25 protein-coding genes are annotated in these 25,363 nt (G+C 55.8%); 9 read left to right on the top strand and 16 right to left on the bottom strand.

Annotation, left to right across the window (positions count from 1 at the left end; all coding sequences use genetic code 11):
• Positions 1 to 689 (bottom strand): MIP/aquaporin family protein (locus ACW14G_RS17090; protein ID WP_455648693.1); only part of this gene is annotated, 689 nt, incomplete at its 3' end.
• Positions 690 to 1,109: 420 nt separating this feature from the next.
• Here ACW14G_RS17090 and zapB point away from each other — a divergent pair.
• The 4 genes from zapB (at position 1,110) to ACW14G_RS17070 (ending at position 4,777) form a co-directional block, all read left to right on the top strand.
• Positions 1,110 to 1,355, top strand: a complete 246-nt coding sequence (zapB, locus tag ACW14G_RS17085; RefSeq protein ID WP_100249963.1) for a septal ring assembly protein ZapB — start codon at positions 1,110 to 1,112, stop codon at positions 1,353 to 1,355.
• Between the two features lie 206 nt (positions 1,356 to 1,561).
• Positions 1,562 to 2,551 carry a sulfate/thiosulfate ABC transporter substrate-binding protein Sbp gene (gene sbp, locus ACW14G_RS17080; protein WP_064540914.1) on the top strand — a complete coding sequence of 330 codons (990 nt, stop codon included), beginning with the start codon at positions 1,562 to 1,564 and terminating at the stop codon, positions 2,549 to 2,551.
• A gap of 92 nt (positions 2,552 to 2,643) precedes the next feature.
• Complete coding sequence (locus ACW14G_RS17075) at positions 2,644 to 3,399, top strand: CDP-diacylglycerol diphosphatase (protein WP_249022586.1); 756 nt, start codon at positions 2,644 to 2,646, stop codon at positions 3,397 to 3,399.
• 73 nt (positions 3,400 to 3,472) lie between these two features.
• Positions 3,473 to 4,777 (top strand): SLC13 family permease, encoded by a 1,305-nt coding sequence (locus ACW14G_RS17070; protein WP_249022587.1) that lies wholly within the window; start codon positions 3,473 to 3,475, stop codon positions 4,775 to 4,777.
• A 94-nt stretch (positions 4,778 to 4,871) separates the two neighbouring features.
• On the opposite strand, the gene tpiA is transcribed toward ACW14G_RS17070, so the two are convergent.
• Both tpiA and ACW14G_RS17060 read right to left on the bottom strand, forming a co-directional pair.
• Complete coding sequence (tpiA, locus tag ACW14G_RS17065; RefSeq protein WP_064540923.1) at positions 4,872 to 5,639, bottom strand: triose-phosphate isomerase; 768 nt, start codon at positions 5,637 to 5,639, stop codon at positions 4,872 to 4,874.
• 108 nt (positions 5,640 to 5,747) lie between these two features.
• Complete coding sequence (locus tag ACW14G_RS17060; protein WP_163446937.1) at positions 5,748 to 6,344, bottom strand: DUF1454 family protein; 597 nt, start codon at positions 6,342 to 6,344, stop codon at positions 5,748 to 5,750.
• Between the two features lie 111 nt (positions 6,345 to 6,455).
• On the opposite strand from ACW14G_RS17060, the gene ACW14G_RS17055 reads away from it, so the two are divergent.
• The gene (locus tag ACW14G_RS17055; protein WP_064540928.1) at positions 6,456 to 6,887 is read left to right on the top strand and encodes a DUF805 domain-containing protein; all 432 of its coding nucleotides are present in this window, start codon (positions 6,456 to 6,458) and stop codon (positions 6,885 to 6,887) included.
• On the opposite strand, the gene fpr is transcribed toward ACW14G_RS17055, so the two are convergent.
• The 7 genes from fpr to gmk form a co-directional block, all read right to left on the bottom strand.
• Positions 6,878 to 7,624, bottom strand: a complete 747-nt coding sequence (gene fpr / locus ACW14G_RS17050; protein ID WP_064540931.1) for a ferredoxin--NADP(+) reductase — start codon at positions 7,622 to 7,624, stop codon at positions 6,878 to 6,880. The genes ACW14G_RS17055 and fpr overlap by 10 nt on opposite strands.
• 95 nt (positions 7,625 to 7,719) lie before the next feature.
• Positions 7,720 to 8,730, bottom strand: coding sequence for a class II fructose-bisphosphatase (glpX, locus tag ACW14G_RS17045; protein WP_249022588.1), 1,011 nt, complete (start codon positions 8,728 to 8,730; stop codon positions 7,720 to 7,722).
• 68 nt (positions 8,731 to 8,798) lie between these two features.
• Positions 8,799 to 10,880, bottom strand: coding sequence for an ATP-dependent DNA helicase RecG (gene recG, locus ACW14G_RS17040; RefSeq protein ID WP_249022589.1), 2,082 nt, complete (start codon positions 10,878 to 10,880; stop codon positions 8,799 to 8,801).
• A 5-nt stretch (positions 10,881 to 10,885) separates the two neighbouring features.
• Positions 10,886 to 11,575 (bottom strand): tRNA (guanosine(18)-2'-O)-methyltransferase TrmH, encoded by a 690-nt coding sequence (trmH, locus tag ACW14G_RS17035; protein ID WP_167574793.1) that lies wholly within the window; start codon positions 11,573 to 11,575, stop codon positions 10,886 to 10,888.
• Positions 11,576 to 11,579: 4 nt separating this feature from the next.
• Positions 11,580 to 13,694: a bifunctional GTP diphosphokinase/guanosine-3',5'-bis pyrophosphate 3'-pyrophosphohydrolase gene (gene spoT / locus ACW14G_RS17030; RefSeq protein WP_064540943.1), complete on the bottom strand. Its 2,115-nt coding sequence runs from the start codon at positions 13,692 to 13,694 to the stop codon at positions 11,580 to 11,582.
• Between the two features lie 18 nt (positions 13,695 to 13,712).
• Positions 13,713 to 13,988 carry a DNA-directed RNA polymerase subunit omega gene (gene rpoZ, locus ACW14G_RS17025; protein WP_000135058.1) on the bottom strand — a complete coding sequence of 92 codons (276 nt, stop codon included), beginning with the start codon at positions 13,986 to 13,988 and terminating at the stop codon, positions 13,713 to 13,715.
• A 54-nt stretch (positions 13,989 to 14,042) separates the two neighbouring features.
• Positions 14,043 to 14,666, bottom strand: coding sequence for a guanylate kinase (gmk, locus tag ACW14G_RS17020; protein WP_163446945.1), 624 nt, complete (start codon positions 14,664 to 14,666; stop codon positions 14,043 to 14,045).
• 257 nt (positions 14,667 to 14,923) lie between these two features.
• Here gmk and ligB point away from each other — a divergent pair, with 257 nt between their 5' ends.
• Entirely contained in the window at positions 14,924 to 16,600 is a 1,677-nt protein-coding gene (gene ligB, locus ACW14G_RS17015) for an NAD-dependent DNA ligase LigB (RefSeq protein WP_249022590.1), read from the top strand.
• On the opposite strand, the gene ACW14G_RS17010 is transcribed toward ligB, so the two are convergent.
• The 3 genes from ACW14G_RS17010 to ACW14G_RS17000 all read right to left on the bottom strand — a co-directional run bounded on the left by ACW14G_RS17010 (position 16,597) and on the right by ACW14G_RS17000 (position 20,333).
• Entirely contained in the window at positions 16,597 to 17,214 is a 618-nt protein-coding gene (locus tag ACW14G_RS17010) for a trimeric intracellular cation channel family protein (RefSeq protein ID WP_163446949.1), read from the bottom strand. The genes ligB and ACW14G_RS17010 overlap by 4 nt on opposite strands.
• Positions 17,215 to 17,449: 235 nt before the next feature.
• A complete protein-coding gene (locus ACW14G_RS17005; protein ID WP_249022591.1) occupies positions 17,450 to 19,183 on the bottom strand; it encodes a phosphoethanolamine transferase CptA in 1,734 nt (577 codons plus the stop codon).
• Between the two features lie 286 nt (positions 19,184 to 19,469).
• A complete protein-coding gene (locus ACW14G_RS17000) occupies positions 19,470 to 20,333 on the bottom strand; it encodes a YicC/YloC family endoribonuclease (protein ID WP_419058875.1) in 864 nt (287 codons plus the stop codon).
• Positions 20,334 to 20,583: 250 nt separating this feature from the next.
• On the opposite strand from ACW14G_RS17000, the gene rph reads away from it, so the two are divergent.
• Together rph and pyrE are read left to right on the top strand one after the other, a co-directional pair.
• Positions 20,584 to 21,300 carry a ribonuclease PH gene (rph, locus tag ACW14G_RS16995; RefSeq protein ID WP_163449241.1) on the top strand — a complete coding sequence of 239 codons (717 nt, stop codon included), beginning with the start codon at positions 20,584 to 20,586 and terminating at the stop codon, positions 21,298 to 21,300.
• A gap of 64 nt (positions 21,301 to 21,364) precedes the next feature.
• The gene (gene pyrE / locus ACW14G_RS16990) at positions 21,365 to 22,006 is read left to right on the top strand and encodes an orotate phosphoribosyltransferase (protein WP_249022593.1); all 642 of its coding nucleotides are present in this window, start codon (positions 21,365 to 21,367) and stop codon (positions 22,004 to 22,006) included.
• Positions 22,007 to 22,041: 35 nt separating this feature from the next.
• Here the strand turns inward: pyrE and slmA are convergent, their stop codons facing one another.
• From slmA to coaBC, 3 genes are all read right to left on the bottom strand, one after another.
• Positions 22,042 to 22,638 carry a nucleoid occlusion factor SlmA gene (gene slmA / locus ACW14G_RS16985; RefSeq protein WP_064540962.1) on the bottom strand — a complete coding sequence of 199 codons (597 nt, stop codon included), beginning with the start codon at positions 22,636 to 22,638 and terminating at the stop codon, positions 22,042 to 22,044.
• Positions 22,639 to 22,791: 153 nt separating this feature from the next.
• Complete coding sequence (gene dut, locus ACW14G_RS16980; RefSeq protein ID WP_035895829.1) at positions 22,792 to 23,250, bottom strand: dUTP diphosphatase; 459 nt, start codon at positions 23,248 to 23,250, stop codon at positions 22,792 to 22,794.
• Complete coding sequence (gene coaBC / locus ACW14G_RS16975; RefSeq protein ID WP_249023276.1) at positions 23,228 to 24,448, bottom strand: bifunctional phosphopantothenoylcysteine decarboxylase/phosphopantothenate--cysteine ligase CoaBC; 1,221 nt, start codon at positions 24,446 to 24,448, stop codon at positions 23,228 to 23,230. Before coaBC ends, dut begins: the two co-directional genes overlap by 23 nt.
• Positions 24,449 to 24,622: 174 nt before the next feature.
• Between coaBC and radC the strand changes: the two genes are divergently transcribed.
• Complete coding sequence (radC, locus tag ACW14G_RS16970) at positions 24,623 to 25,288, top strand: RadC family protein (RefSeq protein WP_455648692.1); 666 nt, start codon at positions 24,623 to 24,625, stop codon at positions 25,286 to 25,288.
• Positions 25,289 to 25,363: the final 75 nt, after the last annotated feature.

Raw genomic sequence — 25,363 nt, 5'->3', positions numbered from 1 at the left:
ATATCTTTGCCGCCGGTGAAGGCCACGTCGCCCCAGCCTGCCAGCCAGGCGAAGGCTTTCGGGCCGATATCACGCGCCGGGTTCATCGCAAACCCGGTCAGCGGGCCCATTGAGGCGCCGATAACGGCGATCAGCAGGCCAATCAGCAACGGCGCCAGCGGCCCGCGCGGAATGCCGTTACCATCGTCGGTCAGCGCCAGAATCACGCCCATCAGGATAGCGGTAATCACCATTTCTACCGCGAATGCCTGCACAAAATTGATATGCGGGTTAGGATAAGTTGAGAAAATACCCGCCAGTTCAAGACTTTCGACGCTGCCGCGCACCATATTGTGCGTGTGTTCGAAGTCGATGAACAGGTTGTAGTAAAGTCCGTAGACCAGCGCGGCGGCGCAGAACGCCCCGGCAAACTGCGCAACGATGAACGGGATGACCTTACGGCCATCAAAGCAGGCAAACAGCCACAGCGCGATGGTGACTGCCGGGTTTAGGTGCGCGCCGGAAACCCCGGCGGTCAGATAGATGGCCATCGCCACCCCCAGACCCCAGATGATGCTGATTTCCCACTGGCCGAAGCTCGCACCCGCGACTTTCAGCGCCGCAACACACCCCACGCCGAAAAATATCAACAACCCGGTACCGAGAAACTCTGCGATGCACTGGCCTTTTAACGTTGATGACTGGCTCATAATCGGAATCCTGAAGACTAATTGATGATTATTGTGTTCATGAGCATTCGCGACGCTCATGTTACCTTGTAGGTATAGTGTTAATTTATCGTTAACGAGCGTAAACGAGAAATATCGAAATCAAAATGTGTGTGGCTCGTCAAGAAATGAGCGTTTTCGCGCCAAAAAGCGAACGATTTCGCCGCAAAAAATGTGAGGAGAGAAACATTCCGCACGCTAAAGCGTTAACAATTTATTGCATATTGACGCTAACGCTCCAGGTCTATGCCGAAAATTGCGGAGAACCGCAATCTACAGGCTCTGGCGCTGGACAGGGGCGGCGGGGCTTCATACAATCGACCACAAGCCGTGCGCTTATTTACGTTAAGGCGTCACCGGGGTTCCGGGACGATATCAACGCCTTGCAAGATCAGGAGAGGTATGACGATGTCATTAGAAGTGTTTGAGAAACTGGAAGCGAAAGTTCAGCAGGCGATTGATACCATCACGCTGTTGCAGATGGAAATCGAAGAGCTGAAAGAAAAGAACAACACGCTGGCGCAGGATGTACAGTCTGCACAGCAGAGCCGTGAAGAGCTGGAGCGTGAAAACAACCAGCTGAAAGAACAGCAGAGCGGCTGGCAGGATCGTCTGCAGGCGCTGCTGGGCCGCATGGAAGAAGTCTGATTCCACCTCTCCCCGGGCAATCATTATCGCCTGGGGAAGTTTTCCCTCCCTGCTGATTTTCCCTGCTGAGTGAATTCGCGCATCCGCGCATTGTCCGTTTTCGTATATTTCAAAACGACATAATCAATCTTTTTTTATTCTTTAATCATCGTTTCGATTTCTGGCAGGCTAGCCTCATTACAACACAACAGATAAGAGAGCGGGCGATGAACAAGTGGGGCGTAGGGTTAACTCTTTTGCTGGCTTCCACCAGCGTACTGGCTAAGGATATCCAATTACTGAACGTGTCTTACGATCCGACGCGTGAACTGTACGAACAATACAACAAGGCGTTCAGCGCGCACTGGAAAAAAGAGACCGGTGATAACGTGGTGATTCGTCAGTCTCACGGCGGCTCTGGCAAACAGGCCACTTCCGTGATCAACGGTATTGAAGCTGACGTCGTGACGCTGGCGCTGGCTTATGACGTTGATGCGATTGCCGAGCGTGGCCGCATCGACAAAAACTGGATTAAACGCCTGCCGGATAACTCCGCGCCGTACACTTCCACCATCGTGTTCCTGGTCCGCAAAGGCAACCCGAAACAGATTAAAGACTGGAACGATCTGGTGAAACCGGGCGTTTCCGTCATTACCCCGAACCCGAAAAGCTCCGGCGGCGCACGCTGGAACTACCTGGCAGCCTGGGGCTACGCGCTGCACCACAACAACAACGATCAGGCCAAAGCGCAAGATTTCGTGAAAGCGCTGTATAAAAACGTCGAAGTTCTGGACTCCGGCGCCCGTGGCTCCACTAACACCTTCGTAGAACGCGGTATCGGCGATGTGCTGATTGCGTGGGAAAACGAAGCGCTGCTGGCAGCGAACGAGCTGGGGAAAGACAAGTTTGAAATCGTCACCCCGAGCGAATCTATTCTCGCCGAGCCGACCGTCTCCGTCGTTGACAAAGTGGCTGAGAAAAAAGGCACCACCGCGGTGGCGGAAGCCTACCTGAAGTACCTCTACTCGCCGGAAGGCCAGGAAATCGCGGCGAAGAACTTCTATCGCCCGCGTGACCCGGATGTAGCGAAGAAGTATGAAAATGCGTTCCCGAAACTGAAGCTGTTCACCATTGATGATGAGTTCGGCGGCTGGACAAAAGCCCAGAAAGAACACTTCTCTAACGGTGGTACGTTCGACCAGATTAGTAAGCGTTAATCTCCCTCTGACGCCCGGCAAATTTGTCGGGCGTTTTCTTTTAGTCATCAAAGTACGCTACTCTTCCCCCTGGTTTTTTCTGGGGAGACAACATGAAAAGGTTAAAATACCTGCTGATCGCGCTGCTGGTGATGGTGATAACAGCAGGTGCTGGCGGTTGGTACTGGCTGCATTCCGGCAACTCGAATGCGCTGCGTCAGATTGTGTTACAGCAGTGTGTGCCGAACCAATTGCAGCATCGGACCCCTGCGCCGTGCGCAGACGTGAACCCGAAAGGCGGCTATGTGCTGTTTAAGGACCGCAACGGCCCATTGCAATACTTGCTGATGCCAACCTACCGTATCAATGGGACTGAAAGCCCGCTGTTGTTAGACCCACTGACGCCAAACTTCTTCTGGCAGGCGTGGCAGCGTCGCATGATCATGAGCGACAAACGGGGTTCAGAGGTGCCGGATAGCGCCATCTCCCTGACCATCAACTCCCGTACCGGGCGGACACAGAACCACTTCCACATCCATATTTCCTGCCTGCGCAAAGATGTACGCGCGCAACTGGATGGCGATCTTGCGGCGATTAGCAGCCGCTGGCTACCGCTGCCTGGTGGGCTGATGGGGCATGAATATTTGGCGCGTCGCGTCACTGAAAATGAGCTGGCGCAGCGTAGCCCGTTCCTGATGCTGGCGGAAGAAGTGCCGGAAGCGCGCGAGCATATGGGGCGCTTTGCGCTGGCGCTGGTGAAGCAAAGTGATGACTCGCTGTTGCTGCTGGCGACCGAGCGAAACCTGCTGACGCTGAACCGAGCTTCTGCCGAGGAAATTCAGGATCATCGCTGCGAGATTCTGCAATAACCCTACCTAATCTGGCGTTTACCTGTCTGGCCTGTCGTCGTATTCTTGCTGAAAAAAACGACAGGAGACAGGTATGTCGCTCTGGTTTTCTCATCCTCTGTTCCTTCCCTCACTCATTGTTGGCGTCACTATCCTGCTATGGGCCACCTCGTTGCTACCGGAGTTCATTACCGCGCTGCTGTTCTTTGCGGCGGCGATGACGGCGAAAATCGCGCCGCCGGATGTTATTTTCGGTGGTTTTGCCTCCTCGGCGTTCTGGCTGGTATTCAGCGGTTTTGTACTCGGGGTTGCTATTCGCAAGACGGGGCTGGCCGATCGTGCCGCGCGAGCGCTGTCGGCAAGGCTAACGAATTCCTGGCCGTTGATGGTCGCCAGCGTGGTGCTACTGAGCTATGCACTGGCGTTCGTGATGCCCTCAAACATGGGGCGTATTGCGCTGCTGATGCCGATTGTGGCGGCAATGGCGAAACGTGCGGGCATTGAGGACGGCACCCGCGGATGGTACGGGCTGGCACTGGCGGTGGGTTTTGGCACCTTCCAGCTTTCCGCCACCATTTTGCCCGCCAACGTGCCCAATCTGGTGATGAGCGGGGCAGCGGAAGGGGCTTACGGCATTCATCTGAACTATCTCCCGTATCTGCTGCTGCACACACCGGTGCTGGGTTGGCTGAAGGGCGCAGCGCTGATTGTGCTTATCTGCTGGCTGTTCCCTGGCAAACCGCATCCGCCACGCGAACTTGAGCCATTGCCGCCGATGAGCGGTGATGAGAAGCGCCTGTCGTGGCTGCTGGCGGTAGTGCTCACGCTGTGGGTGACCGAGAGCTGGCACGGTATAGGGCCGGCCTGGACGGGGCTGGTGGCCGCGGTCGTCACGCTGCTGCCGCGCGTTGGGTTTATTACCGGTGAAGAGTTTGCCAGCGGGGTGAATATTCGCACCTGTATCTACGTTGCCGGAATCCTCGGGCTGGCGATTACCGTTACCCAGACGGGCATTGGTGCAGTGGTGGGCAATGCGCTGTTGCACATCATGCCGCTGAATGAAGATGCGCCGTTTACCAGTTTCCTCGCTTTGACCGGCATTACCAGCGCGTTGAACTTCATTATGACTGCCAACGGCGTTCCGGCGCTGTACACCACTTTTGCCCAGAGCTTCTCCGATGCGACCGGCTTCCCGCTGCTGAGCGTGATTATGATTCAGGTGCTGGGCTATTCCACGCCGCTGCTGCCCTATCAGGCCTCGCCGATCGTGGTGGCGATGGCGTTAGGAAAGGTGCCTGCGCGCGCGGGGATGCTGCTGTGTCTGGCGCTGGCGGCGGTGAGCTATCTGCTGCTGTTGCCGTTGGACTATGCGTGGTATCAGGTGCTGGGGAAATTATGAGTTGTCTCTAAAACAACAAACCGGCCATAGGGCCGGTTATCACACGTACGCCGTCATTCGGCGAAAACCTGGCACGATGGCCAGGTTCAATGTCTTACGCGTTTTTAGCTGCTTCTGCTGCTTTAACGATTACCGCGAAAGCGTCAGCTTTCAGGGATGCGCCGCCAACCAGCGCGCCGTCGATGTCCGGCTGGGTGAACAGCTCTGCTGCGTTGCCTGCGTTTACGGAACCGCCGTACTGGATGATAACCTGTTCAGCGATTTTCGCGTCAGCTTTAGCAATGTGGTCACGGATGAATTTGTGAACCGCCTGAGCCTGAGCAGGAGTTGCAGATTTACCGGTACCGATCGCCCATACTGGTTCGTAAGCGATAACCGCGCCTTCGAAGGCTGCCGCGCCCTGAGTTTTCAGAACGGCGTCGATCTGACGTGCGCACACTTCTTCAGTTTTGCCCGCTTCGTTTTCTGCTTCGGTTTCACCGATGCACAGAACCGGAATCAGACCCTGCTCTTTCAGCACGGCGAATTTCTTGGCGATCAGCTCGTCAGATTCTTTGTGGTAGGTACGACGCTCGGAGTGGCCGATGATGATGTAGGTTGCGCCAACATCTTTCAGCATTTCAGCGGAGGTTTCACCGGTGAATGCGCCAGACAGGTTCAGGTCAACGTTCTGCGCGCCCAGGTGGATGTGGCTGCCCGCCGCGGCGTGTTTAGCCATATCGATATACATTTCCGGCGGAGCGATAGCCACGCCGCAGCCTGCCACGCCAGCCAGCTCTTTACGCAGGTTAGCAATCAGCTCGTTTACCATGTGGCGGCTGCCGTTCAGTTTCCAGTTACCCATCACTAAAGGATGTCGCATTTCATTTCTCCACGCTTGTCAGCGAATTAAGGAATATGGCCGCCCGTCAGGGCAGCATGGTCTGTGAAACAGTATAGAGATTGAAAGGCATGAAGGCTTTGCTTTTTATCATTTATTCTCCCCTTCAAGATTTTCAGATAGCGCCAGCTTAATCGGTTCAACGGCGAAGGTCAGCCCTTTTTCGCCGTTATCTGCGACAACATAGCGCACCGCGCCTTCGGTACTGGCGAAGTAATGTTTGCCTTTTCCTTGTGTCAGCAGCTTTTGTAATTTCTGCTGGCTTTGCGGTTTGGTCAGTGTGGGAATCACCGCGCGCATCAGGGCGCTCATGTACTCCTGCGCCTTGGCTTTTGCCGCTTTCTGCTCCGGCCCTTGAATCGGCAGCCAGGTAATTTGAATCGACTTAATCTTCAGCGTGCCGCGCTCCAGCGCCGTCGAGGCGTAGAGGTTTTCATTTATCTTGCTGGCGGCACGGGTAATGGTGAGCTGATCGCGGCTGGAGGTAATCGAACGGAACTCGCCGAGCGGCAGGCTGGGGTTTTCAGTATTGAACTTTTCCCTAAACTGGCTGATGGAAAGATCAAACGCCGGGGCGCCAGTGAGCAGGTATGGGGCAACGGCTGCAGGCGTTTCCGCTGACAGTACGGTCTGACTAAAACTCAGCGAGATGAGCCCTGCCAGACAGAGCGTTATCCATTGTTTCATACCAATCGTCCTCCTCTTTTCAGATGACGATTAAAACGGGAACGGCCCCGGTTGTCAAAATGTGCCCACTTCAGGGTAAACTACGCGGCACAACGACAAAGGAAAGAGTACATGACTCTACAGCAATGGTTATTTTCCATTAAAGGGCGTATTGGACGCCGTGACTTCTGGATCTGGATTGCCATCTGGGCCGTGACGATGGTCGCGCTGTTCAGCCTTGCGGGCGGCGGGCTTGTCGACTTACAAACCGCGGCGTTTATGTTGGTGTGTCTGCTATGGCCAACGGCGGCAGTGACCATTAAACGTCTGCATGACCGGGGGAAATCAGGCCTCTGGGCGCTGCTGATGGTGCTGGCGTGGATGCTGCTGGCGGGCAACTGGTCCATGCTACCCGGCGTATGGCAGTGGGGCGTTGGGCGCTTTGTTCCGACGCTGATTATCGTCATGATGCTGATCGATCTGGGCGCGTTTGTCGGCACCCAGGGCGAAAATAAATACGGTAAAGATACCCAGGCTGTGAAGTATCGCGCCGATCACCAGTAGTGTTCGGCGGTCATGTGGCCCGGACGACGGCGCAGGTGTTTGGTCATCTGCCGGGTCTCTTTCAGCAACTGTTGGGTATCGCGCACCATCTGCGGGTTGCCGCACAGCATGATATGGCTGGTTTCCGCGTTGAGCGGTAACCCTACCGAGGCTTCCAGCGCGCCGCCTTCAATCAGTGGCGGAATGCGCCCATTCAGCATCCCCGGCACGTTTTCCCGGCTGACAACGGTCTGAATACGCAGTTTGCCGTTATAACGTGCGGCTAATGACTGCATTTGCGGCAGATAGCTTAAATCGGCGGCGTAACGCGCGGCATGCACCAGCACCAGATTTTTAAAGCGATCGAGGTCTTTGCCTTCTTCCAGAATCGACAGGTACGGACCAATCGCCGTCCCGGTTGCCACCATCCACAACGTCTCGCAGTCAGGGATTTCATCCAGCACAAAGAAGCCGGCTGCCTCGCTGACGATTTGGACATCATCACCCGGTTTTAGCGCCGCGAGCCGTGGGCTGAGTTTGCCCTCAGGAACGGTGACCAGATAGAACTCGAGGTCAGGATTGCTGGGGGCGTTAACGTAAGAGTAGGCGCGCTGTACTCGCTCGCCGTCGATATCCAGCCCCAGCTTGGCGAACTGCCCGGCGGTAAACGGATGAACCGGCGCGTGGACGGTAAGGCTAAACAGTGCATCGGTCCAGTTCTGCACTTTAACGACTTTGCCTGTAACCCAGTCTGCCATGGCGTATCTCCTCTCATTCGCGTTATCTTATCTTCACCGCGACGAGAAAAGATTTCCAGCCCGAAAGGGCTGGAAAGCTCGATTGATCAAATGATTTAAAGAATGTGACGCTGGATTTCAGCGTCTTTGCGATCGAGATAGTGAATAGACTGAATGCGGCGAATGGTGCGCGATTTACCGCGGATCAGCAGCGTCTCGGTGGTGGCGATATTGCCCTTGCGGGTAATGCCGTCGAGCAGATCGCCCTTGGTGATGCCGGTGGCGGAGAAGATAACGTTATCGCTACGCGCCATGTCGTCGAGCGTCAGCACGACACCCGCTTCAATGCCCATCGCCTTGCAGCGTTCCAGCTCATTTTCACCGATACGACGGTTCTCTTCGCTATCGCCCTTCACGTGATGACGGGCCAACAGGCGGCCATGCATATCGCCATCCAGCGCGCGAATCACCGCTGCGGAGACCACCCCTTCCGGCGCGCCGCCGATGCCGTACATCACGTCGACTTCGCTATCCGGCATGCAGGTCAGGATAGAGGCGGCAACGTCGCCGTCGGGAATCGCGAATACGCGCACACCCAGCTTTTGCAGCTCGACAATCACCTGGTCGTGACGCGGCTTGGCAAGAATGGTAACGGTTAACTCGGAAAGCGGCTTGTCCAGCGCACGGGCGACGTTGCGCAGGTTTTCTTCCAGCGGTTTGTTCAGATCGATGGCGCCTTTTGCGCCAGGGCCGACAATCAGCTTTTCCATGTACATGTCAGGGGCGTTGAGGAAGCAGCCTTTATCGCCAACGGCCAGCACTGCCAGGGCGTTGGACTGGCCCATCGCCGTCATGCGGGTGCCTTCAATTGGGTCGACGGCGATATCCACCGCGTCGCCGTTGCCGGTGCCGACGGACTCACCGATGTAGAGCATTGGCGCTTCATCGATTTCGCCTTCGCCAATGACGATGGTGCCGTCAATGTTGACCTTGTTGAGCATAATACGCATGGCATTGACCGCTGCGCCGTCGGCGGTGTTCTTGTCGCCACGGCCCAGCCATTTGTAGCCTGCCAGCGCCGCCGCTTCGGTGACGCGCGAAAATTCGATTGCCAGTTCTCGTCTCATTACAAACTCGTCCAGGGAAGTAAAATTGTGCGAAGTTTAGCACAGCCCTTTTCGGGCTGTGGGTATGGCTACGCGTTGGAATAACGTTCGGTTTCCGGCATCCAGCGCTCAATCAGCGCATTGGCCTGCTGCGGATAACGGTCATGAATATGCCGTGCCAGGCGCTGAACTTCGGGGATCATGGCCTGATCGCGCAGCAGGTCGGCAACTTTAAATTCGGCGTTGCCGGTCTGGCGGGTGCCGAGCAGTTCGCCGGGGCCGCGAATCTCGAGATCTTTCTGAGCAATCACGAAGCCGTCGTTGCTGTCGCGCAGTACCTGCAGGCGCATCTGCGCGGTTTTTGACAGCGGCGCTTTGTAGAGCAGCACGCAGTGGGAGGCCACCGCGCCACGTCCTACGCGGCCTCTGAGCTGGTGCAACTGCGCCAGCCCCAGACGCTCCGGATTTTCGATAATCATCAGGCTGGCATTGGGCACATCGACGCCGACTTCAATCACCGTGGTGGCAATCAGCAAATGCAATTCGCCCTGTTTGAACGCCTGCATGACGGCCTGCTTCTCGGCGGGTTTCATTCGCCCGTGGACGAGGCCGATATTCAACTCCGGCAGCGCCAGCTTCAGCTCTTCGCAGGTGGCTTCCGCCGCCTGGGCCTCCAGCAGGTCAGACTCTTCAATCAGCGTGCACACCCAGTAGGCCTGACGGCCTTCGGTGGTGCAGGCGTTGCGCACTCGGTCGATAATATCGTGGCGGCGAGTGTCGGGGATCGCGACGGTGGTGACCGGCGTGCGTCCCGGCGGCAGTTCGTCAATCACCGAGGTATCCAGATCGGCATAGGCGGTCATCGCCAGAGTGCGGGGAATTGGGGTCGCGGTCATGATCAGCTGATGTGGGTGGAAGCCCTGCTGTTGGCCTTTTTCCCACAACGCCAGACGCTGATGGACGCCAAAGCGGTGCTGTTCATCGATGATCACCAGCGCCAGCCCGTTAAACTGCACCTGTTCCTGGAAGATGGCGTGGGTGCCGACAATCATCTGCACCTGACCGCTGGCAATGGCCTCCTGCTGTGCCTGACGCGCTTTACCTTTCTGTTTACCCGCCAGCCAGCCCACTTCAACGCCCAGCGGCGCAAACCAGCTGCGGAAGTTGTTGGCGTGCTGTTCGGCGAGCAGTTCGGTCGGCGCCATCAGCGCTACCTGCTTGCCGTGGGCGATGGCGCGTAGCGCGGCCAGTGCGGCAACCAGCGTTTTCCCGGAGCCGACGTCGCCCTGTACCAGGCGCATCATCGGCACATCCAGCGCCATGTCGTGTTCAATTTCCGCGGTGACGCGCGCCTGGGCACCCGTGGGCTTAAATGGCAGCGCTGCCAGCAGTTTATCCTTCAATGTGTCGTTGGCGCTGAGCGGCTGAGCGTGGAAACGCTGCGCGCCCGCGCGCAAGGCCAGCATACTCAGGTTGTGCGCCAGTAGCTCTTCGAGGATTAGGCGTTGCTGCGCCGGGTGTTTACCGGTTTCTAAATCAGCAAGCTGGAGCGTCGGCGGTGGGCGATGCAGCGTACGCAGCGCTTCCGGCAGGCTCATCATGCCCTGTGCCAGTTCCGGCGGCAGCAGTTCGCTGATGGCGCAGGTATCCAGCAGATCCAGCGCCTGGTCGGTGAGTTTACGCAGCGTCGCCTGTTTGATGCCTTCGGTCGTGGGGTAGACCGGCGTTAAGGTCTCCTGCAAATCCGGTGTGCTGAGGTCACCCTGTACGCGGTATTCCGGGTGGATCATCTCCGCGCCGTACTTGCCGCGTTTGGCTTCACCATAGGCTAGCACCCGCCGCCCGGTGGCGAGGCTGTTTTTCATCGCCGCGTTGAAGTTGAAAAAGCGCATGGTCAGGATGCCGGTGCCGTCGCTAATCTGGCAGGTCATCATCCGGCGGCCGCCGAAGGTGATATTGCAGTTCAGGACTTCGCCTTCCACGGTCACGTAGATGCCGGGAAGCAGTTCACCGATAGGATAAAGTTGGGTGCGGTCTTCGTAGCGCAGCGGCAGGTGCAGGAGCAGATCCTGAACCGTGTGCAGACCAATTTTTGCCAGCCGGCTGCTCTGCGCGGCGCCAACGCCGGTCAACGTGTTGAGCGGAACGGCATCCAGCAGACGGCTTTGCATAACAGTTACTCCGAGGCCTGCATAGTGGACCACCACGTGGCATCGGCTTCAATTTCGCCCTGCTCGTTGACGTGGGGATAAGGGAGACCTTTACGTTTAGCGACGTTTGCCAGTACCGGGTAGCCGCCTTCAAACAACAGGCGCTGCTGTTCTTCGTCCGGTAGCATACTGTTTTCCCTGCGGTACATGCCGGCGTTCTGCCGCTGGCGCTGCGCTTCGTAGAGAATCAAGGCTGAAGCGACGGAGACGTTGAGCGACTGCACCATGCCGATCATCGGGATGATGATGTCCCGATCTGCGAGGGCTAATGCTTCCTGGGTGATACCGGTTTTTTCCTGACCCATCAGAATACAGGTCGGGCGGGTATAATCGATTTCACGGAAGTCGACCGCTTTATCGGACAGATGTGTCGCCAGAATCTGCATGCCCTGGCTTTTCAAATGCCCCACCGCATCGCCAATGGTGCGATGGGTCTTTACTTGCACCCAACTGTTGCTGCCCGCAGCTGCCGAGGCCATCGTGCGCATGCGGTTACCCGGCCAAACGGCGTGAACTTCGTGAACGCCTACAGCATCGGCGGTGCGAACGATCGCCGAGACATTATGAGGTTTGTGGACCTCCTCCATGCAGACCGTCAGGTCAGGCTGACGCCTGGCGAGCATCTCACGGATACGCGCATAACGCTGTAAGTTCATAAAGCTAGTTTCGGTTACGGGTGACTTTGATGACGTCCGGCATCACGCGGATTTTGCGCATGATATTCGCCAGATGCACGCGGTCGCGGGCGGTCAGGCGGATAAAGGCGCTATAAACGCGGCCGTCTTTCTCTTCCGTATTCAGGCTTTGAATGTTGGACGTCGCGGTATTGATGGCTGCCGTCAGGTTGGCCAGCGCCCCCTGATGGTTGAACATATCAACCTTAATCTCGGTGATAAATTCCTGCGCCGTCTCTTTGTCCCACTCAACCGCCATGAATTTCTCAGGTTCTTTCTGATAGCCGCGAATGTTGCGACAGGATTCATGGTGAATAACCAGCCCTTTACCCGGGCTGACGTGGGCGATGATCGGGTCGCCAGGGATCGGACGACAGCATTTCGCGAAGGTGATCAGTACGCCGTCTGCGCCTTTAATCGGCAGATGGGTATGCCCGGAGGCACCCGGTGCAGAAGGGATTGCTTCACCCTGCTGGAGGTTTTTCGCCACCACTACGCTCATGGCGTTGCCAAGGCCAATTTCGGCCAGCAGATCGTCAAGAGTGGCAAGACGCATACGGTCAAGTTCACGCTGAACATGATCCGGCGGGATTTCCGCGAGCTTGCGGCTACCGCCCAGCGCGTGGTTCAGCAGACGGCGACCCAGGCTGACGGAGTCGTCGCGCTTGAGGTTTTTCAGCATCTGGCGAATTTTGGCGCGCGCTTTCGAGCTGACGACAAAGTTGAGCCATGCCGCATTCGGGCGTGCGCCAGGCGCGGTGATGATTTCGACCGTCTGGCCGCTGGAGAGCGGTTGCGACAGCGGGTAAGGCTGCCTGTCGACGCGCGCGCCCACGCAGGCATGACCGATATCGGTATGTACGGCGTAGGCGAAGTCCACCGGCGTCGCGCCAGCGGGCAGTTCGACAATGCGGCCTTCCGGGGTGAAAACGTAAATCTCATCCGGGAAGAGATCGGATTTAACGCTCTCGATAAATTCAAACGAGCTACCGGCGCTCTGCTGCAGTTCCAGCAGGCTTTGCATCCAGCGCTGGGCGCGGATTTGTGCGGTAGTACTGCTTTCGCCACCGTGCTCTTTATAAGCCCAGTGCGCGGCAACACCCATTTCTGCCATTTGATCCATGTCTTCGGTACGGATCTGGACTTCGACCGGGACACCGTGCGGCCCAATCATCGAGGTGTGCAGGGACTGATATCCGTTGGCCTTTGGAATCGCGATGTAGTCTTTTACGCGACCCGGGCGCGGCTTGTACAGGCTGTGCATCTGGCCCAGTACGCGATAGCAGGTATCCAGATCGTGGACGATAACGCGGAAGGCGTAGATATCCATGATCGAGTGAAAACGCTGCTCTTTCAGCACCATTTTGCAGTAGATAGAGTACAGATGCTTCTCGCGACCGCTAACGCGACACGGAATTCCCGCTTCCTGCAAACGCCCTTCAATTTCAGAAAGGATCTTCTGAATCATCTCTTTACGGTTACCGCGCGCGGCTTTCACCACCTCTTTAATGACGCGATAACGGTTGGGATACAGCGCTTCAAAGCCCAGCTCTTCGAGCTCGGTCTTGATGTGATGGATACCTAAACGGTGTGCCAGCGGGCTGTAAATTTCGAGGGTTTCACGGGCGATGCGGCGACGTTTGTCCGGGCGTAATGAGCCCAGCGTGCGCATGTTGTGGGTACGGTCGGCAAGTTTGATGAGAATGACGCGGATATCCTGCACCATCGCCATAATCATCTTGCGAAAGTTTTCGGCCTGCGCCTCTTTCTTATCGCGGAACTTGAGTTTATCAAGTTTAGAGACCCCCTCTACCAGTTCAGCAACGCTTTTGCCAAACAGCTGCTCCATGTCCTGGTAGGTGGCAGGGGTATCTTCAATCACGTCGTGCAGCAGGGCGGCCATTAGCGTTTCATAGTCGAGCTTCATCTCGGCCAGAATGCAGGCTACCGCTACCGGGTGCGTGATATAGGGTTCACCGCTTGAACGTGTTTGCCCCTCGTGAGCGTCACGTGCAACGAGATAGGCCTGCCGAAGACGTTTAATCTGGTCTTCCGGCAGGTAATTTTGAATCAGCTGATTCAGGCTCTCAAACAGATACAAGGGCGACCCGCTATCTAATTAACGACGACCTTCAGCAATAGCGGTAACAGCTTGTAATTCAGCGGCTTCCTGCTCTTGCTGTTCCTGGCGCTCGCGCACGTCGAGGATCTGGTTGTTGATCAGACCTTCTTCGATTTCGCGCAGTGCGATCACGGTGGTTTTATCGTTTTCTTCCGGTACCAGCGGATCCTTGCCGCCTACCTGCATCTGACGAGCGCGACGCGCGGCGACCAGTACCAGGTCAAAACGGTTACCAATTTTCTCTACAGCGTCCTGAACAGTTACGCGTGCCATACTTAAAATGCTCCACAGGTGAAGAAATGACTGGGCATGATACTGAAAGTGGGTTCAGTCTGCCAATAATTTGCTGATTAAAGCGTCATGTCGCTGCTTTTGGCGGCTCATACGCAGACGTTCAGCGCGGAGGATGGTCTTTAAATCACTCAGCGCGGTATCGAAATCATCATTGACGATGAGGTAATCATATTCCGCGTAATGACTCATTTCTGCAACTGCCTGAGCCATTCGTTTTGCGATGACTTCCTCGCTGTCCTGGCCACGACCACGCAGGCGGCGGTCCAGTTCAATTTTAGACGGCGGCAGAATGAAGATGCTGCGCGCGCCCGGCATGCTTTTACGGATTTGCTGTGCGCCTTGCCAGTCGATATCCAGGAAGACATCAACGCCGGTCGCCAGGACCTGCTCGATAGCCTGACGCGAGGTGCCGTAATAGTTGCCAAAGACTTCTGCGTGTTCCAGAAACGCACCTTCGCCAATCATCGAACGGAATTCGTCGTGATTCACGAAGAAATAGTGTTCACCGTGCACTTCACCCGGACGCGGCGAGCGCGTGGTATGTGAAACAGAGACCTGGGAGTCATACAACGGTTGGGTTTTTAATAAAGCCTGAATCAGGCTGGATTTACCCGCGCCGCTAGGGGCGGAAACAATATAAAGCGTGCCTTGAGCCATGAGTGTCTTTTGTATGTGATGATCGAAAGAGAACTTACATACGAGCCTATTATACACGGCGGCGCTGCGCGACGTAGCCTTTGTCACACTTTTTGCGCCAGTTTCTTTCATTTTGCGAGTCGTTTTCCTGAATTATCCCCATGTTGCTGCAACGAATGCAATTTCCCTGAAGCCTGCTCGGGAAACGATACGCTCGTGCTCGCGTCCAGAAAACGGCTGCATTACAAACAGAGCCAGCGTACTGACGGGGAAAGCATATGAAGGCATGGATGATGGGCCTGGGGTGGCTGCTGGTTATGCAGGTGCAAGCCAGCTGTCCAGTCTGGTCTGCCGCGCGGGCCGAGCAAGAGATTGCGCAGCTACAGGGGCAAATAGCAAAGTGGAACGCCGATTACTGGCGGCAAGGCGTCAGCGGGGTGAGCGACGGCGTCTATGACCAGCTTACGGCTCGGCTCGCGCAGTGGCAGCATTGCTTTGGTGCGAAACCCGTAGAGAGCACGAGTTTGCCGCCATTACACGACGCGCTTAAGCATCCTGTCGCCCATACCGGAGTGCGAAAACTGGCGGATGCGCGGGCCGTAGAGCAGTGGATGCAAGGCAAAGGTGAACTGTGGGTGCAGCCAAAAGTTGATGGCGTTGCGGTAACGCTGGTTTATCGCCATGGGCAGCTTTACCAGGCGATTAGTCGGGGTGATGGTCTGGTGGGGGAAGACTGGACGGATAAGGTCAGGCAAATACCGTCGTTGCCGAAAACGGTTCAGGGGGCTCTGGAAAACAGCGTTTTACAAGGCGAGATCTTTTTACGCGCCGAGGGGCACGTGCAGCGCAAAATGGGCGGCATGAACGCCCGTGCTAAGGTGGCGGGTATGTTAATGCGACAAGGCAAGCGTGAGCCACTGTCGGCATTATCGCTGTTTATCTGGGCATGGCCGGATGGTCCGGCGGCGATGTCTGAACGGCTGGCGCAGCTGTCTGCGTCTGGATTTGAGCTTGCCCAGCGCTACTCTCATCGTGTTTCTCGTGTTCAGGAGGTGGCGAGCTGGCGCGAACATTGGTTAACCACGCCGTTACCCTTTGCGACTGATGGCATTGTGATCCGGCAGGCTAAAGAACCCGCGGGCGCGTACTGGCAGCCCACGCAGGGAACCTGGGTGACAGCATGGAAATACGAGCCGGTGGCGCAGGTCGCGCAGGTGAACGGTATTCACTTTTCGATAGGGCGTAGCGGTAGGGTCTCGGTTGTCGCAGAGCTTGAGCCGGTAAAGCTGGATGACAAGCTGGTGAGGCGGGTGAATGTGGGCTCTGTTGCACGCTGGCGACGTCTGGATTTCACCGTGGGCGATCAACTGCTGGTGAGCCTGGCAGGTCAGGGGATTCCCCGGCTGGATAGTGTGGTCTGGCGTGGGCAGGATCGAACAAAACCTAATCCTCCGCAGGGGGAATACCATTCGCTAACCTGTTATTTCCTCACGGATGGCTGTCGGGCACAGTTTCTGGCTCGCCTGAACTGGTTGTCTTCACCACAGGTTTTTAATCTGGAAGGTTTGGGAGACGCTGGCTGGAACAGGCTGATGATGGCGTTACCGTTCGACCATCTTTTTTCCTGGCTTGAATGGCAGGCGGCCCAACTAAAAGCGATACCGGGGGTAACGCCAGAACGCGCCGAACAGCTATGGCACCGTTTTGATATGACGCGGCGTCAGCCTTTTCGACTGTGGGTCAAGGCGTTGGGCACGCCATTGCCCGAGACGGCGCTGCTGGCATCCGGCGATACTTCGTGGCGGCAAATTTCAGCGCGCGATGAGCTGGCCTGGCAAAAGCTACCGGGCATTGGGCGAGAGAGGGCCCGCCGCCTGGTGACCTTTTTCCACCACCCCACGATCGTTGCGCTTGCCGACAAGCTACATACGCTGGGCGTGGTGGGATTTGATTAGTGAGTTTCGTGGCGGTAGTGAAATACTGGCAGACCGAGCCGCAATCTTAGCGCCAGCATGCGGGCGGTAAAGCCGAACAGCAGCGTTGAAATCACCACCACATCGTGATTGCTGACATAGTGCTGTAGCGCGACGTAAAGCACGGCGGCGGCAAAGGAGATGCCTGCGTAAAGTTCTTTTTGGAATACCAGCGGAATGCGTTTACAGAACATATCGCGCAACACGCCGCCAAAGACACCGGTAATGACTGCGGCAATCACGGCGATAATCGGGCCTTCACCCATATCCAGGGCGATTTGTGCACCGATGATAGAGAAAACGATAAGCCCCACGGCATCCAGCACCAGAAACAGGCGACGCAGGTGCGGCATCACCGGCGCGACAATGGTCGTCAGCACAGCCGCAACGGCGACGGTGATGATGTATTCCGGATGCTGCACCCAGCCTAGCGGATAGTGACCCAGCAACATATCGCGTACGGAACCGCCGCCCAGCGCGGTGGCGGTGGCGATAATAATCACACCAAAGGTGTCCATACGGCGACGTCCGGCAGCCAGCGCGCCAGTCATAGCTTCAGCGGTGATACCAATCAGGTAGAGGATGTGCAGTAACATGTTTGCTCCCGGAATGAATGGCAGAAGGGTAGCGATTTGTGCGTGAGATCACGATTGAGATTTTCTAAGGAGAGTGAATTTTAATTAATAAAACTAATTTTAATTGCTGTGCTTATCGCAGTGGTGTTGGGATATGTCGATTTTTATGATGAATTAATGCATTAAAAAATCTAATTAAAAACTTGTGCTGTTAACCGAAAACGGCCACTTCATGATGAAGTGGCCGGAAGATCGCTTACTGATTACCCGTTAGCTCGCCGTACGGCAGCGTATCGTAATCTTTCAGTGATTTTTTGTCGTATGGGTTGCCAATCCAGCGCGTACTTTCCTCAAACTGAGGGTTGGTTAGCGCACGCGTTGGGTCGAAACCGTCATAGCTCAGGCCTGCCAAATCTGACCAGGTGTGGATGAGCTCGGAGCTGCTGTATTTGCGGTTCACGTCCTGCGAGAAATCACGCGGATGCGCCTCATGCCACTTCTCCGATGTCCACAGCAGGAACGGAATGGTGTACATGTGGCGGGTCGGTTCTTTCTCATTACGCCCCTGAGTCTGATGCGGCGGCGTGTCATAGACCTCTTCCCCATGATCAGAGAAGTACAGCAAGAAGCCATTAGGATCCGTCGCCTTGTAGTCTTTAATCAGCGTGGAAACGATATAGTCGTTATACAGGTTGGCGTTGTCATAGTTGTTGTACGTGTCCTGCTGATCCTGGCTTAAACCAGCCGGCATAGTGTCGGTTTTACCGGAGAATTTGTTCCAGTTTTCAGGGTAGCGGTACTCGTAGTTAATATGCGTACCCAGCAGGTGAACGATAATGAACTTTTTCGGCGCCGGGTCGGCCAGCACCTGCTTAAACGGCGCCAGCACGTTGGCATCGTATTCGCGGGCGCTTTGGGTGCGCTGCTGGTTCATATAGAACTGCTGGTCGGTTTGTTTCGAGAACACCGTCAACATGGTGTTGCGCGACGTCATCGTCTGCTGGTTGGTTATCCAGAAGGTTTTATAACCCGCCTGCTTCATCAGGTTCATCAGCGAGGGTTTGGTCAGATACAGGTCCGGGTTCTGCTCATTCGCGAAGGTCAGCGCCTGTTGCAGAATCTCAATTGTGTAGGGACGAGATGTGACCACATCGTTGAACACGGTAAAGTTGGGATCGGACTTACGTAGCGCGTCCAGTTCCGGCGTGGTTTCACGTGGATAGCCGTACAGGCTCATATGCCCACGCTGCGTTGACTCGCCGATCACCAGCACCAGCGTACGCGGCGCATCGCCGGTGCTGTCTTTTAAGTTCGCCAGCGGCGGCAGGGCGTGGTTGTCGTTGAGCAGTCGCGTCAGGCTATTGAGCTGATGGCGATACTGGTAGTAACCGGTAATGAACTGCCATGGTGCGGCAGGAGCAAGGCGGGTTGATACGCCATCCAGCACATCGGCAACCGGTTTGTCCTTCATCACGACCCCAGTCACGAGCGGATGGAGGATCAGCCCGTACAGCAGGGCGAACGACACCAGCCAGCGCCATGGCGTTGGGATGTAAACCGGACGTAGACGTGTCCACAGGAAGATAGCGATCGCCGTATAGACCAACGCGACCAACACAATTTTGAGGCTAAAGTACTGGCTTAAGAATTCGCCCGCTTCGTTGGTGTTGGTTTCGAACATCACGAATAGAACGCTTTGCGAGAACTCTTGCCCGTAAATAACGTAATAGCTAATTGCCGCCAGCGAGGCAGCCCAGAGAATGATGCCAATCAGGGCGCCGATAATGCGGGTTTTTCGGGGAAAGAGGAATACAGGCACCAGCCATAACAAGCTAAAGAGAATGGAATCCCTTAGGCCAGTCGAGCCGCTATAACCTGTGGCGTAGATGACAATCTGCAATGCTGTTGAAAAGAAGCAAAAATACAATACGGCCCAGCCAAGGGCTTTCCAGCTGAAGGCTGGCGTACTCTGAGTAGTCGTGAATTGCATATGATTAACTTTATTTACGGTGAAGGCGGCCAGTCTAGCTACCAATGCTTAAGATATAATTAGATCGATATCAGGGCGTAAAAACAGATAGGCCTATTATCTGAAGTGATAAAGAGGTGGCGTAAATTATCTGAGTAATCACGTTCTGAAATACCGTATCTTTTCCATAATCACCCTTTCATGAAGGGGTGGCTCATGATGCAGCGGTGCAGAAGAAAAAGAAACTACCTGAAATGAAAATGCCCGCAGCATGGCGGGCATTAATTTTTAATATAACGCGTTGGCGTTACTCGATATTTTGAATCTGCTCACGCATCTGTTCGATGAGGACTTTCAGCTCAATAGCAGAGTTTGTGACATCGGCATTAATTGACTTCGATGCCAGAGTATTCGACTCACGGTTGAATTCCTGCATCATGAAGTCCAGGCGACGGCCAACGGCCTCTTTTTTCTTCAGGATGTTATAGGTCTCTTTGACGTGGGCTTCCAGGCGATCCAGCTCTTCGGCCACGTCAATACGCTGGGCCATCAACACCAGTTCCTGCTCCAGGCGATTGTTTTCCAACTGCACTTCCGCGTCTTCCAGCTTCGCCACCAGGCGATCGCGCTGCCACTGCAGAATTTCCGGCATATGGGCACGTACTTTGGTCACTTCGCTGCTAACACCTTCCAGGCGTTGTTCAATCAGCGCTTTCAGCGCCTGACCTTCGGTTTCGCGAGCGATGATGAAGTCGTCCAGCGTACCGTCCAGCGCATTCAGGATCTCGGCGGCGATGGCGTCCAAATCCTGCTCTTGTGCGGCCATAACGCCCGGCCAGCGCAGAATATCGACCGGGTTAATTTCCCCTTCGTCGCTCTGCATTTTGACCCAGTTGGCCGCGTTAACCAGCTGCTTTGCCAGGTTTTCATTGAGAATAAGTTCGCCTTGCGCACTGGCATCTGGCTCAAAACGCAGAGTGCACTCTACTTTCCCGCGCGTTAAGCGGGTACGCAGACGTTCACGAACAACGGGTTCGAGGCTGCGGAACTGCTCCGGCAGACGGAAATAGGTTTCGAGATAACGCTGGTTAACAGAGCGCAGTTCCCAGGCGGCGCTGCCCCAAGTGCCCTTAATTTCGCGGCGGGCATAGGCGGTCATGCTGCGGATCATAGACGTTCCTGTTTTTAAAGGAGAGATGGGGGGATTATAGCCCTCGGGGGCTTATGAGGATAGGAATAAGCACCGTTAATCCGTATAACACTTCATCCTTCAAGCTGTCTCTGCGTTGGCTGCCGTCGCTTACCCCAGTCACGTACTTATGTACGCTCCTGGGGATGCGCTCCTTTGCCGCCTTGATACAGCTCGAATGATTTTGTGTATAATGCGCAGCCACATTCGTTTCAAGCCGGAGATTTCTATCATGCGTCCAGCAGGTCGTAGTGCCAACCAGGTGCGTCCCGTCACCCTGACCCGTAATTATACAAAACACGCAGAAGGCTCCGTGCTGGTCGAATTTGGCGATACTAAAGTGCTGTGCACCGCCTCTATTGATGAAGGCGTGCCGCGTTTTCTGAAAGGTCAGGGCCAGGGCTGGATCACCGCCGAGTACGGCATGCTGCCGCGCGCTACCCATACCCGTAACGCACGTGAAGCGGCGAAGGGCAAACAGGGCGGCCGCACCATGGAGATTCAGCGTCTGATTGCCCGCGCGCTGCGTGCCGCGGTCGATCTGAAAGCGCTCGGCGAGTTCACTATCACGCTGGACTGTGACGTTATCCAGGCTGATGGCGGCACGCGTACCGCGTCCATTACCGGTGCCTGCGTGGCGCTGGCTGATGCGCTGGGCAAACTGGTTGCCGCTGGCAAACTGAAAACTAACCCGATGAAAGGGATGGTTGCCGCGGTTTCCGTTGGTATTGTGAACGGCGAAGCGCTGTGTGACCTGGAATATGTTGAAGACTCCGCGGCGGAAACTGACATGAACGTGGTGATGACCGAAGACGGCCGCATCATTGAGGTTCAGGGGACGGCGGAAGGCGAACCGTTCACCCACGAAGAGTTACTCACCCTGCTGGCGCTAGCCCGAGGGGGAATCGAATCCATTGTAGCGGCGCAGAAGGCGGCGTTAGAAAATTGATTTTTAAGGGCGACGTGGTCGCCCTTTTTTTTGTCCGTAATAAAGTGAGATGAGGAGCGAATCCATGAAACCGTATCAGCGCCAGTTTATTGAGTTTGCGCTTAACAAGCAGGTACTTAAGTTTGGCGAGTTTACGCTGAAATCCGGGCGCAAAAGCCCCTATTTCTTCAACGCCGGCCTGTTTAATACCGGGCGCGATCTGGCACTGTTAGGCCGTTTTTATGCCGAAGCTCTGGTGGATTCCGGTATCGAGTTCGATCTGCTGTTTGGCCCTGCGTACAAAGGTATTCCAATTGCGACCACCACCGCGGTGGCGCTGGCGGAACATCACGACAAAGACTACCCGTACTGCTTCAACCGTAAAGAAGCCAAAGATCACGGCGAGGGCGGTAATCTGGTTGGCAGCGCGCTGACCGGGCGCGTGATGCTGGTGGATGACGTTATCACCGCGGGAACGGCGATTCGTGAATCGATGGAGATCATCCAGGCCAACGGCGCGCAGCTGGCTGGCGTGCTGATCTCTTTAGATCGTCAGGAGCGTGGTCGCGGTGAAATCTCGGCCATTCAGGAAGTGGAACGTGATTATGGCTGTGACGTTATCTCGATCATTACCCTGAAAGAGTTGATCGCTTATCTGGAAGAAAAACCGGAGATGGCTGAGCATCTGGCCTCGGTTCGCGCGTATCGCGAAGCGTACGGCGTCTAAGAAAACAGCCCGGCGCAGGCCGGGCTGTTTGACGTTTATTGCAGTTGAGCGACGATCAGCGGCCAGCGAGCGTCGAAATCGTCTGTCGGGCGATACTTGAATTCGCTGCGGACAAAGCGCGAGAGCATCCCTTCGCAGAACGCCAGTAGCTGGCTTGCCAGTAACGTCTCATCGGTTTCGTAGCCTTCCCCTTCACGCATTTTGCGCTCGCGCAGCACCTGACGCAGTTGAGCCTCAATGCGCTCAAACAGCTGGTTAATGCGGCCCTGCAGACGGTCTTGCTCAAACATCAGCGCATGACCGGTGAGGATACGGGTCAGGCCCGGATTGCGCTCGCCAAAGCCCAGAATCAGCAGCACAATCAGACGCAAACGTGCGGTCGTATCTTTTTCGTCTTTCAGAATCAGGTTGATACGGGTAATCAGGCTATCTTCGATAAACTCGATAAGGCTATCGAACATGCGGGTCTTGCTTGGGAAATGCCGGTACAGCGCCGCTTCGGACACACCAACGGACGCGGCTAGCTTTGCCGTCGTGATCCGCTGGCTGCCATCGCTGGATTCAAGCATCAACGCCAGGGATTGAAGTATTTCCTCGCGACGATTCCTTTTCGCAGTTTGCTTTTCTGCCATGTTCTAAAATACCCCTGAAAATAAAACACTTGTCAGGCGAGCATCCACACGGTGACCGCAACCATAAATTGCAGTGATCTTTTTGCATTATGACGCCGTGAGATGCGTAAAAAACGGGCACATCACATCCTGCATGATGTGCCTGAGGGCGAGTTATTGACGCCCGGAGTGGCCGAAGCCACCTTCGCCACGATCGGTGGCTTCAAACGATTCGACCAGATTAAACTCGGCCTGTACGACAGGAACAAACACCATCTGCGCGACGCGTTCGCCTGGCTCGATAGTGAAGGTGGTTTGCCCGCGGTTCCAGATGGAGACCATCAGTTGACCCTGATAGTCAGAGTCGATAAGCCCCACCAGGTTACCCAGCACGATACCGTGCTTGTGGCCGAGGCCAGAGCGCGGCAGCATCACCGCCGCCAGAGACGGATCGGCAATGTGAATCGCCAGGCCGGTCGGCAGTAAGGTGGTTTCACCTGGCGCCAGTTCTACGGCGTCATCAAGACAGGCGCGCAGGTCAAGGCCTGCAGAGCCAGCGGTGGCATAGGTCGGCAGCGGAAACTGCTGGCCAATACGCGAGTCCAGAATCTTAACGTCGATTTTTTTCATCATAACGGGTAACGATCTCGTCCAATAATAGTTGGCCCAGGAGTGACTTACTGGCGAGCGGTAAACGCTTCTCGCCGTCCTGCCAGAAAAGATGCAAGGCATTGTTATCGCTGTTAAAACCTTGATTTGATTGCGATACATCATTGGCACAAATCAGATCAAGGTTCTTGCGGCTACGCTTTTGCCGCGCATATTCTTCCACATTATTCGTTTCGGCGGCAAACCCTACGACGTAGGGACGATGCTCTTTCAGTGCGGCAACGCCAGCGACGATATCCGGGTTTTTCACCATTTTTATTGTGAATTCATCACCCTGGGTGTCCTGCTTCTTAATTTTTTCTTCAGCGATAACCGCGGCGCGATAGTCGGCAACTGCGGCGCAGCCGATAAAAATCTGCTGTTGCGCGATGCCGGCCTGAACCGCGGCGTTCATCTCTTCAGCGGTGGTGACATCAATACGTTGCACAAAGGCGGGCGTTGGCAGCGACACCGGGCCGCTAACCAGCGTGACGTTTGCCCCACGACGCGCGGCGGCTTCGGCAATCGCAAAGCCCATTTTGCCTGAGCTGTGGTTGGTAATGTAACGCACCGGGTCCAGCGGTTCACGGGTCGGGCCTGCGGTAATCATGATGCGCAGATGTTGCAGATCGTTGACGGCGGAAAAGTGCGCTGCGGCCATGTCGACAATCACCAATGGATCAAGCATCCGACCAGGGCCAACGTCGCCACAGGCCTGGCTGCCGCTGTCCGGGCCCCAGATCAGCATATTGCGTGAAGCCACTACTTCCAGATTGTGCTGCGTGGCGGCGGCACGATACATCTGTTGGTTCATGGCGGGGACAACGGCGACCGGCGATGGGGTTGCGAGGCAGATGGTCGACACCAGGTCGTTTGCCATCCCGGCGGCCACGCGGGCAATTAAGTCGGCGGTGGCCGGCGCAAGGATAACGAGGTCAGCCCATTTGCCCAGCTCAATGTGGCCCATCGCGGCTTCGGCGGCGGTATCGAGCAGGCTGTCGGAGACCGGATAACCGGATACGGCTTGCAGGCTCAGCGGGGTGATGAAGGCTTTTGCTGCGTCGGTCATCGCGACGCGCACGTCCGCGCCGCGCTCACGCAGGCGACGCACCAGCTCCGGCGTTTTGTAGGCAGCGATACCGCCGCTGACGCCAAGAACAATTTTCTTACCGGCCAGGCTCATCATGATTTTTCCTGTTAGGGGGACACCAGAATTCGCGCATTTTATCACAATCCTGGCGGGGTCGTGTGCTTACGACAGAGACACTTTGCGAGCCGCTACGCAAGAGCGAAATCCACACCGTGCAGGAGGGCGTGTACTGTGGCATTTTGGCGACAGCCATAAGAGGAGGCCGTCATGGAGAGTACAGAAGCCCTCCTGCCGCGCGAGAAGATGCAGCGGTACGGAATTGAATCGCTCACGGATGTTGAGCTGCTGGTGCTATTTTTGCGCACCGGTACGCGGGAAAAAAACGTTCTACGTTACTCTCAGGACCTGCTGCGCCATTTCGGCTCGCTGTACGGCCTGCTTTCGGCTACCGAGAAAGCGATAACGCAGATCGACGGTATGGGCATTGCTAAATATGCCCAGCTCAAAGGGATTGCCGAACTGGCGCGCCGCTACTTTAGCCTGCGGGTGCTTTCCGAGGATTCTCTGCTAAGCCCAGAGATGACGCGTGAGTTTCTGCAAAGCCAGCTCGCCGACGAAGAGCGGGAAATCTTTGTGGTGATTTTTCTCGATAATCAACACCGGGTGCTCAAACATAGCCGCCTTTTTTCCGGCACCCTGAGTCACGTTGAAGTGCATCCGCGTGAAATTGTACGAGAAGCCATCAAAGTTAACGCCGCTGCGGTGATCCTGGCACATAATCATCCATCGGGTCATGCGGAGCCGAGTAAATCAGACAGACTTATTACTGAAAGGGTGGTAAAGTGTTGCCAATTCATGGATATACGGGTGCTTGATCATCTGGTTATTGGCCGCGGTGAGTACGTTTCTTTTGCCGAACGAGGCTGGATTTAGCGGTTTATTACGCGATCCACCGGGATCTTTGTCTGTTCGGGACTTGAGCATAACGCCGGGTCAGCGTATACTACG

Source organism: Kluyvera sp. (assembly GCF_965301105.1).
Note: the sequence above shows the minus strand (reverse complement) of the source record. Positions and strands in the feature narration are given on the sequence as shown.

Coding starts and splice junctions, on each gene's coding strand:
- gmk (WP_163446945.1), bottom strand. CDS start 14,666: ATGGCTCAAGGCACGCTTTATATTGTTTCCGCCCCTAGCGGCGCGGGT.
- ACW14G_RS17000 (WP_419058875.1), bottom strand. CDS start 20,333: ATGATCCGCAGCATGACCGCCTATGCCCGCCGCGAAATTAAGGGCACT.
- recG (WP_249022589.1), bottom strand. CDS start 10,880: ATGCAAAGCCGTCTGCTGGATGCCGTTCCGCTCAACACGTTGACCGGC.
- ACW14G_RS17075 (WP_249022586.1), top strand. CDS start 2,644: ATGAAAAGGTTAAAATACCTGCTGATCGCGCTGCTGGTGATGGTGATA.
- sbp (WP_064540914.1), top strand. CDS start 1,562: ATGAACAAGTGGGGCGTAGGGTTAACTCTTTTGCTGGCTTCCACCAGC.
- tpiA (WP_064540923.1), bottom strand. CDS start 5,639: ATGCGACATCCTTTAGTGATGGGTAACTGGAAACTGAACGGCAGCCGC.
- pyrE (WP_249022593.1), top strand. CDS start 21,365: ATGAAACCGTATCAGCGCCAGTTTATTGAGTTTGCGCTTAACAAGCAG.
- radC (WP_455648692.1), top strand. CDS start 24,623: ATGGAGAGTACAGAAGCCCTCCTGCCGCGCGAGAAGATGCAGCGGTAC.
- ACW14G_RS17010 (WP_163446949.1), bottom strand. CDS start 17,214: ATGTTACTGCACATCCTCTACCTGATTGGTATCACCGCTGAAGCTATG.
- fpr (WP_064540931.1), bottom strand. CDS start 7,624: ATGGCAGACTGGGTTACAGGCAAAGTCGTTAAAGTGCAGAACTGGACC.
- ACW14G_RS17060 (WP_163446937.1), bottom strand. CDS start 6,344: ATGAAACAATGGATAACGCTCTGTCTGGCAGGGCTCATCTCGCTGAGT.
- glpX (WP_249022588.1), bottom strand. CDS start 8,730: ATGAGACGAGAACTGGCAATCGAATTTTCGCGCGTCACCGAAGCGGCG.
- ACW14G_RS17005 (WP_249022591.1), bottom strand. CDS start 19,183: ATGCAATTCACGACTACTCAGAGTACGCCAGCCTTCAGCTGGAAAGCC.
- trmH (WP_167574793.1), bottom strand. CDS start 11,575: ATGAACTTACAGCGTTATGCGCGTATCCGTGAGATGCTCGCCAGGCGT.
- ACW14G_RS17070 (WP_249022587.1), top strand. CDS start 3,473: ATGTCGCTCTGGTTTTCTCATCCTCTGTTCCTTCCCTCACTCATTGTT.
- ACW14G_RS17055 (WP_064540928.1), top strand. CDS start 6,456: ATGACTCTACAGCAATGGTTATTTTCCATTAAAGGGCGTATTGGACGC.
- rph (WP_163449241.1), top strand. CDS start 20,584: ATGCGTCCAGCAGGTCGTAGTGCCAACCAGGTGCGTCCCGTCACCCTG.
- dut (WP_035895829.1), bottom strand. CDS start 23,250: ATGATGAAAAAAATCGACGTTAAGATTCTGGACTCGCGTATTGGCCAG.
- zapB (WP_100249963.1), top strand. CDS start 1,110: ATGACGATGTCATTAGAAGTGTTTGAGAAACTGGAAGCGAAAGTTCAG.
- coaBC (WP_249023276.1), bottom strand. CDS start 24,448: ATGAGCCTGGCCGGTAAGAAAATTGTTCTTGGCGTCAGCGGCGGTATC.
- slmA (WP_064540962.1), bottom strand. CDS start 22,638: ATGGCAGAAAAGCAAACTGCGAAAAGGAATCGTCGCGAGGAAATACTT.
- rpoZ (WP_000135058.1), bottom strand. CDS start 13,988: ATGGCACGCGTAACTGTTCAGGACGCTGTAGAGAAAATTGGTAACCGT.
- ligB (WP_249022590.1), top strand. CDS start 14,924: ATGAAGGCATGGATGATGGGCCTGGGGTGGCTGCTGGTTATGCAGGTG.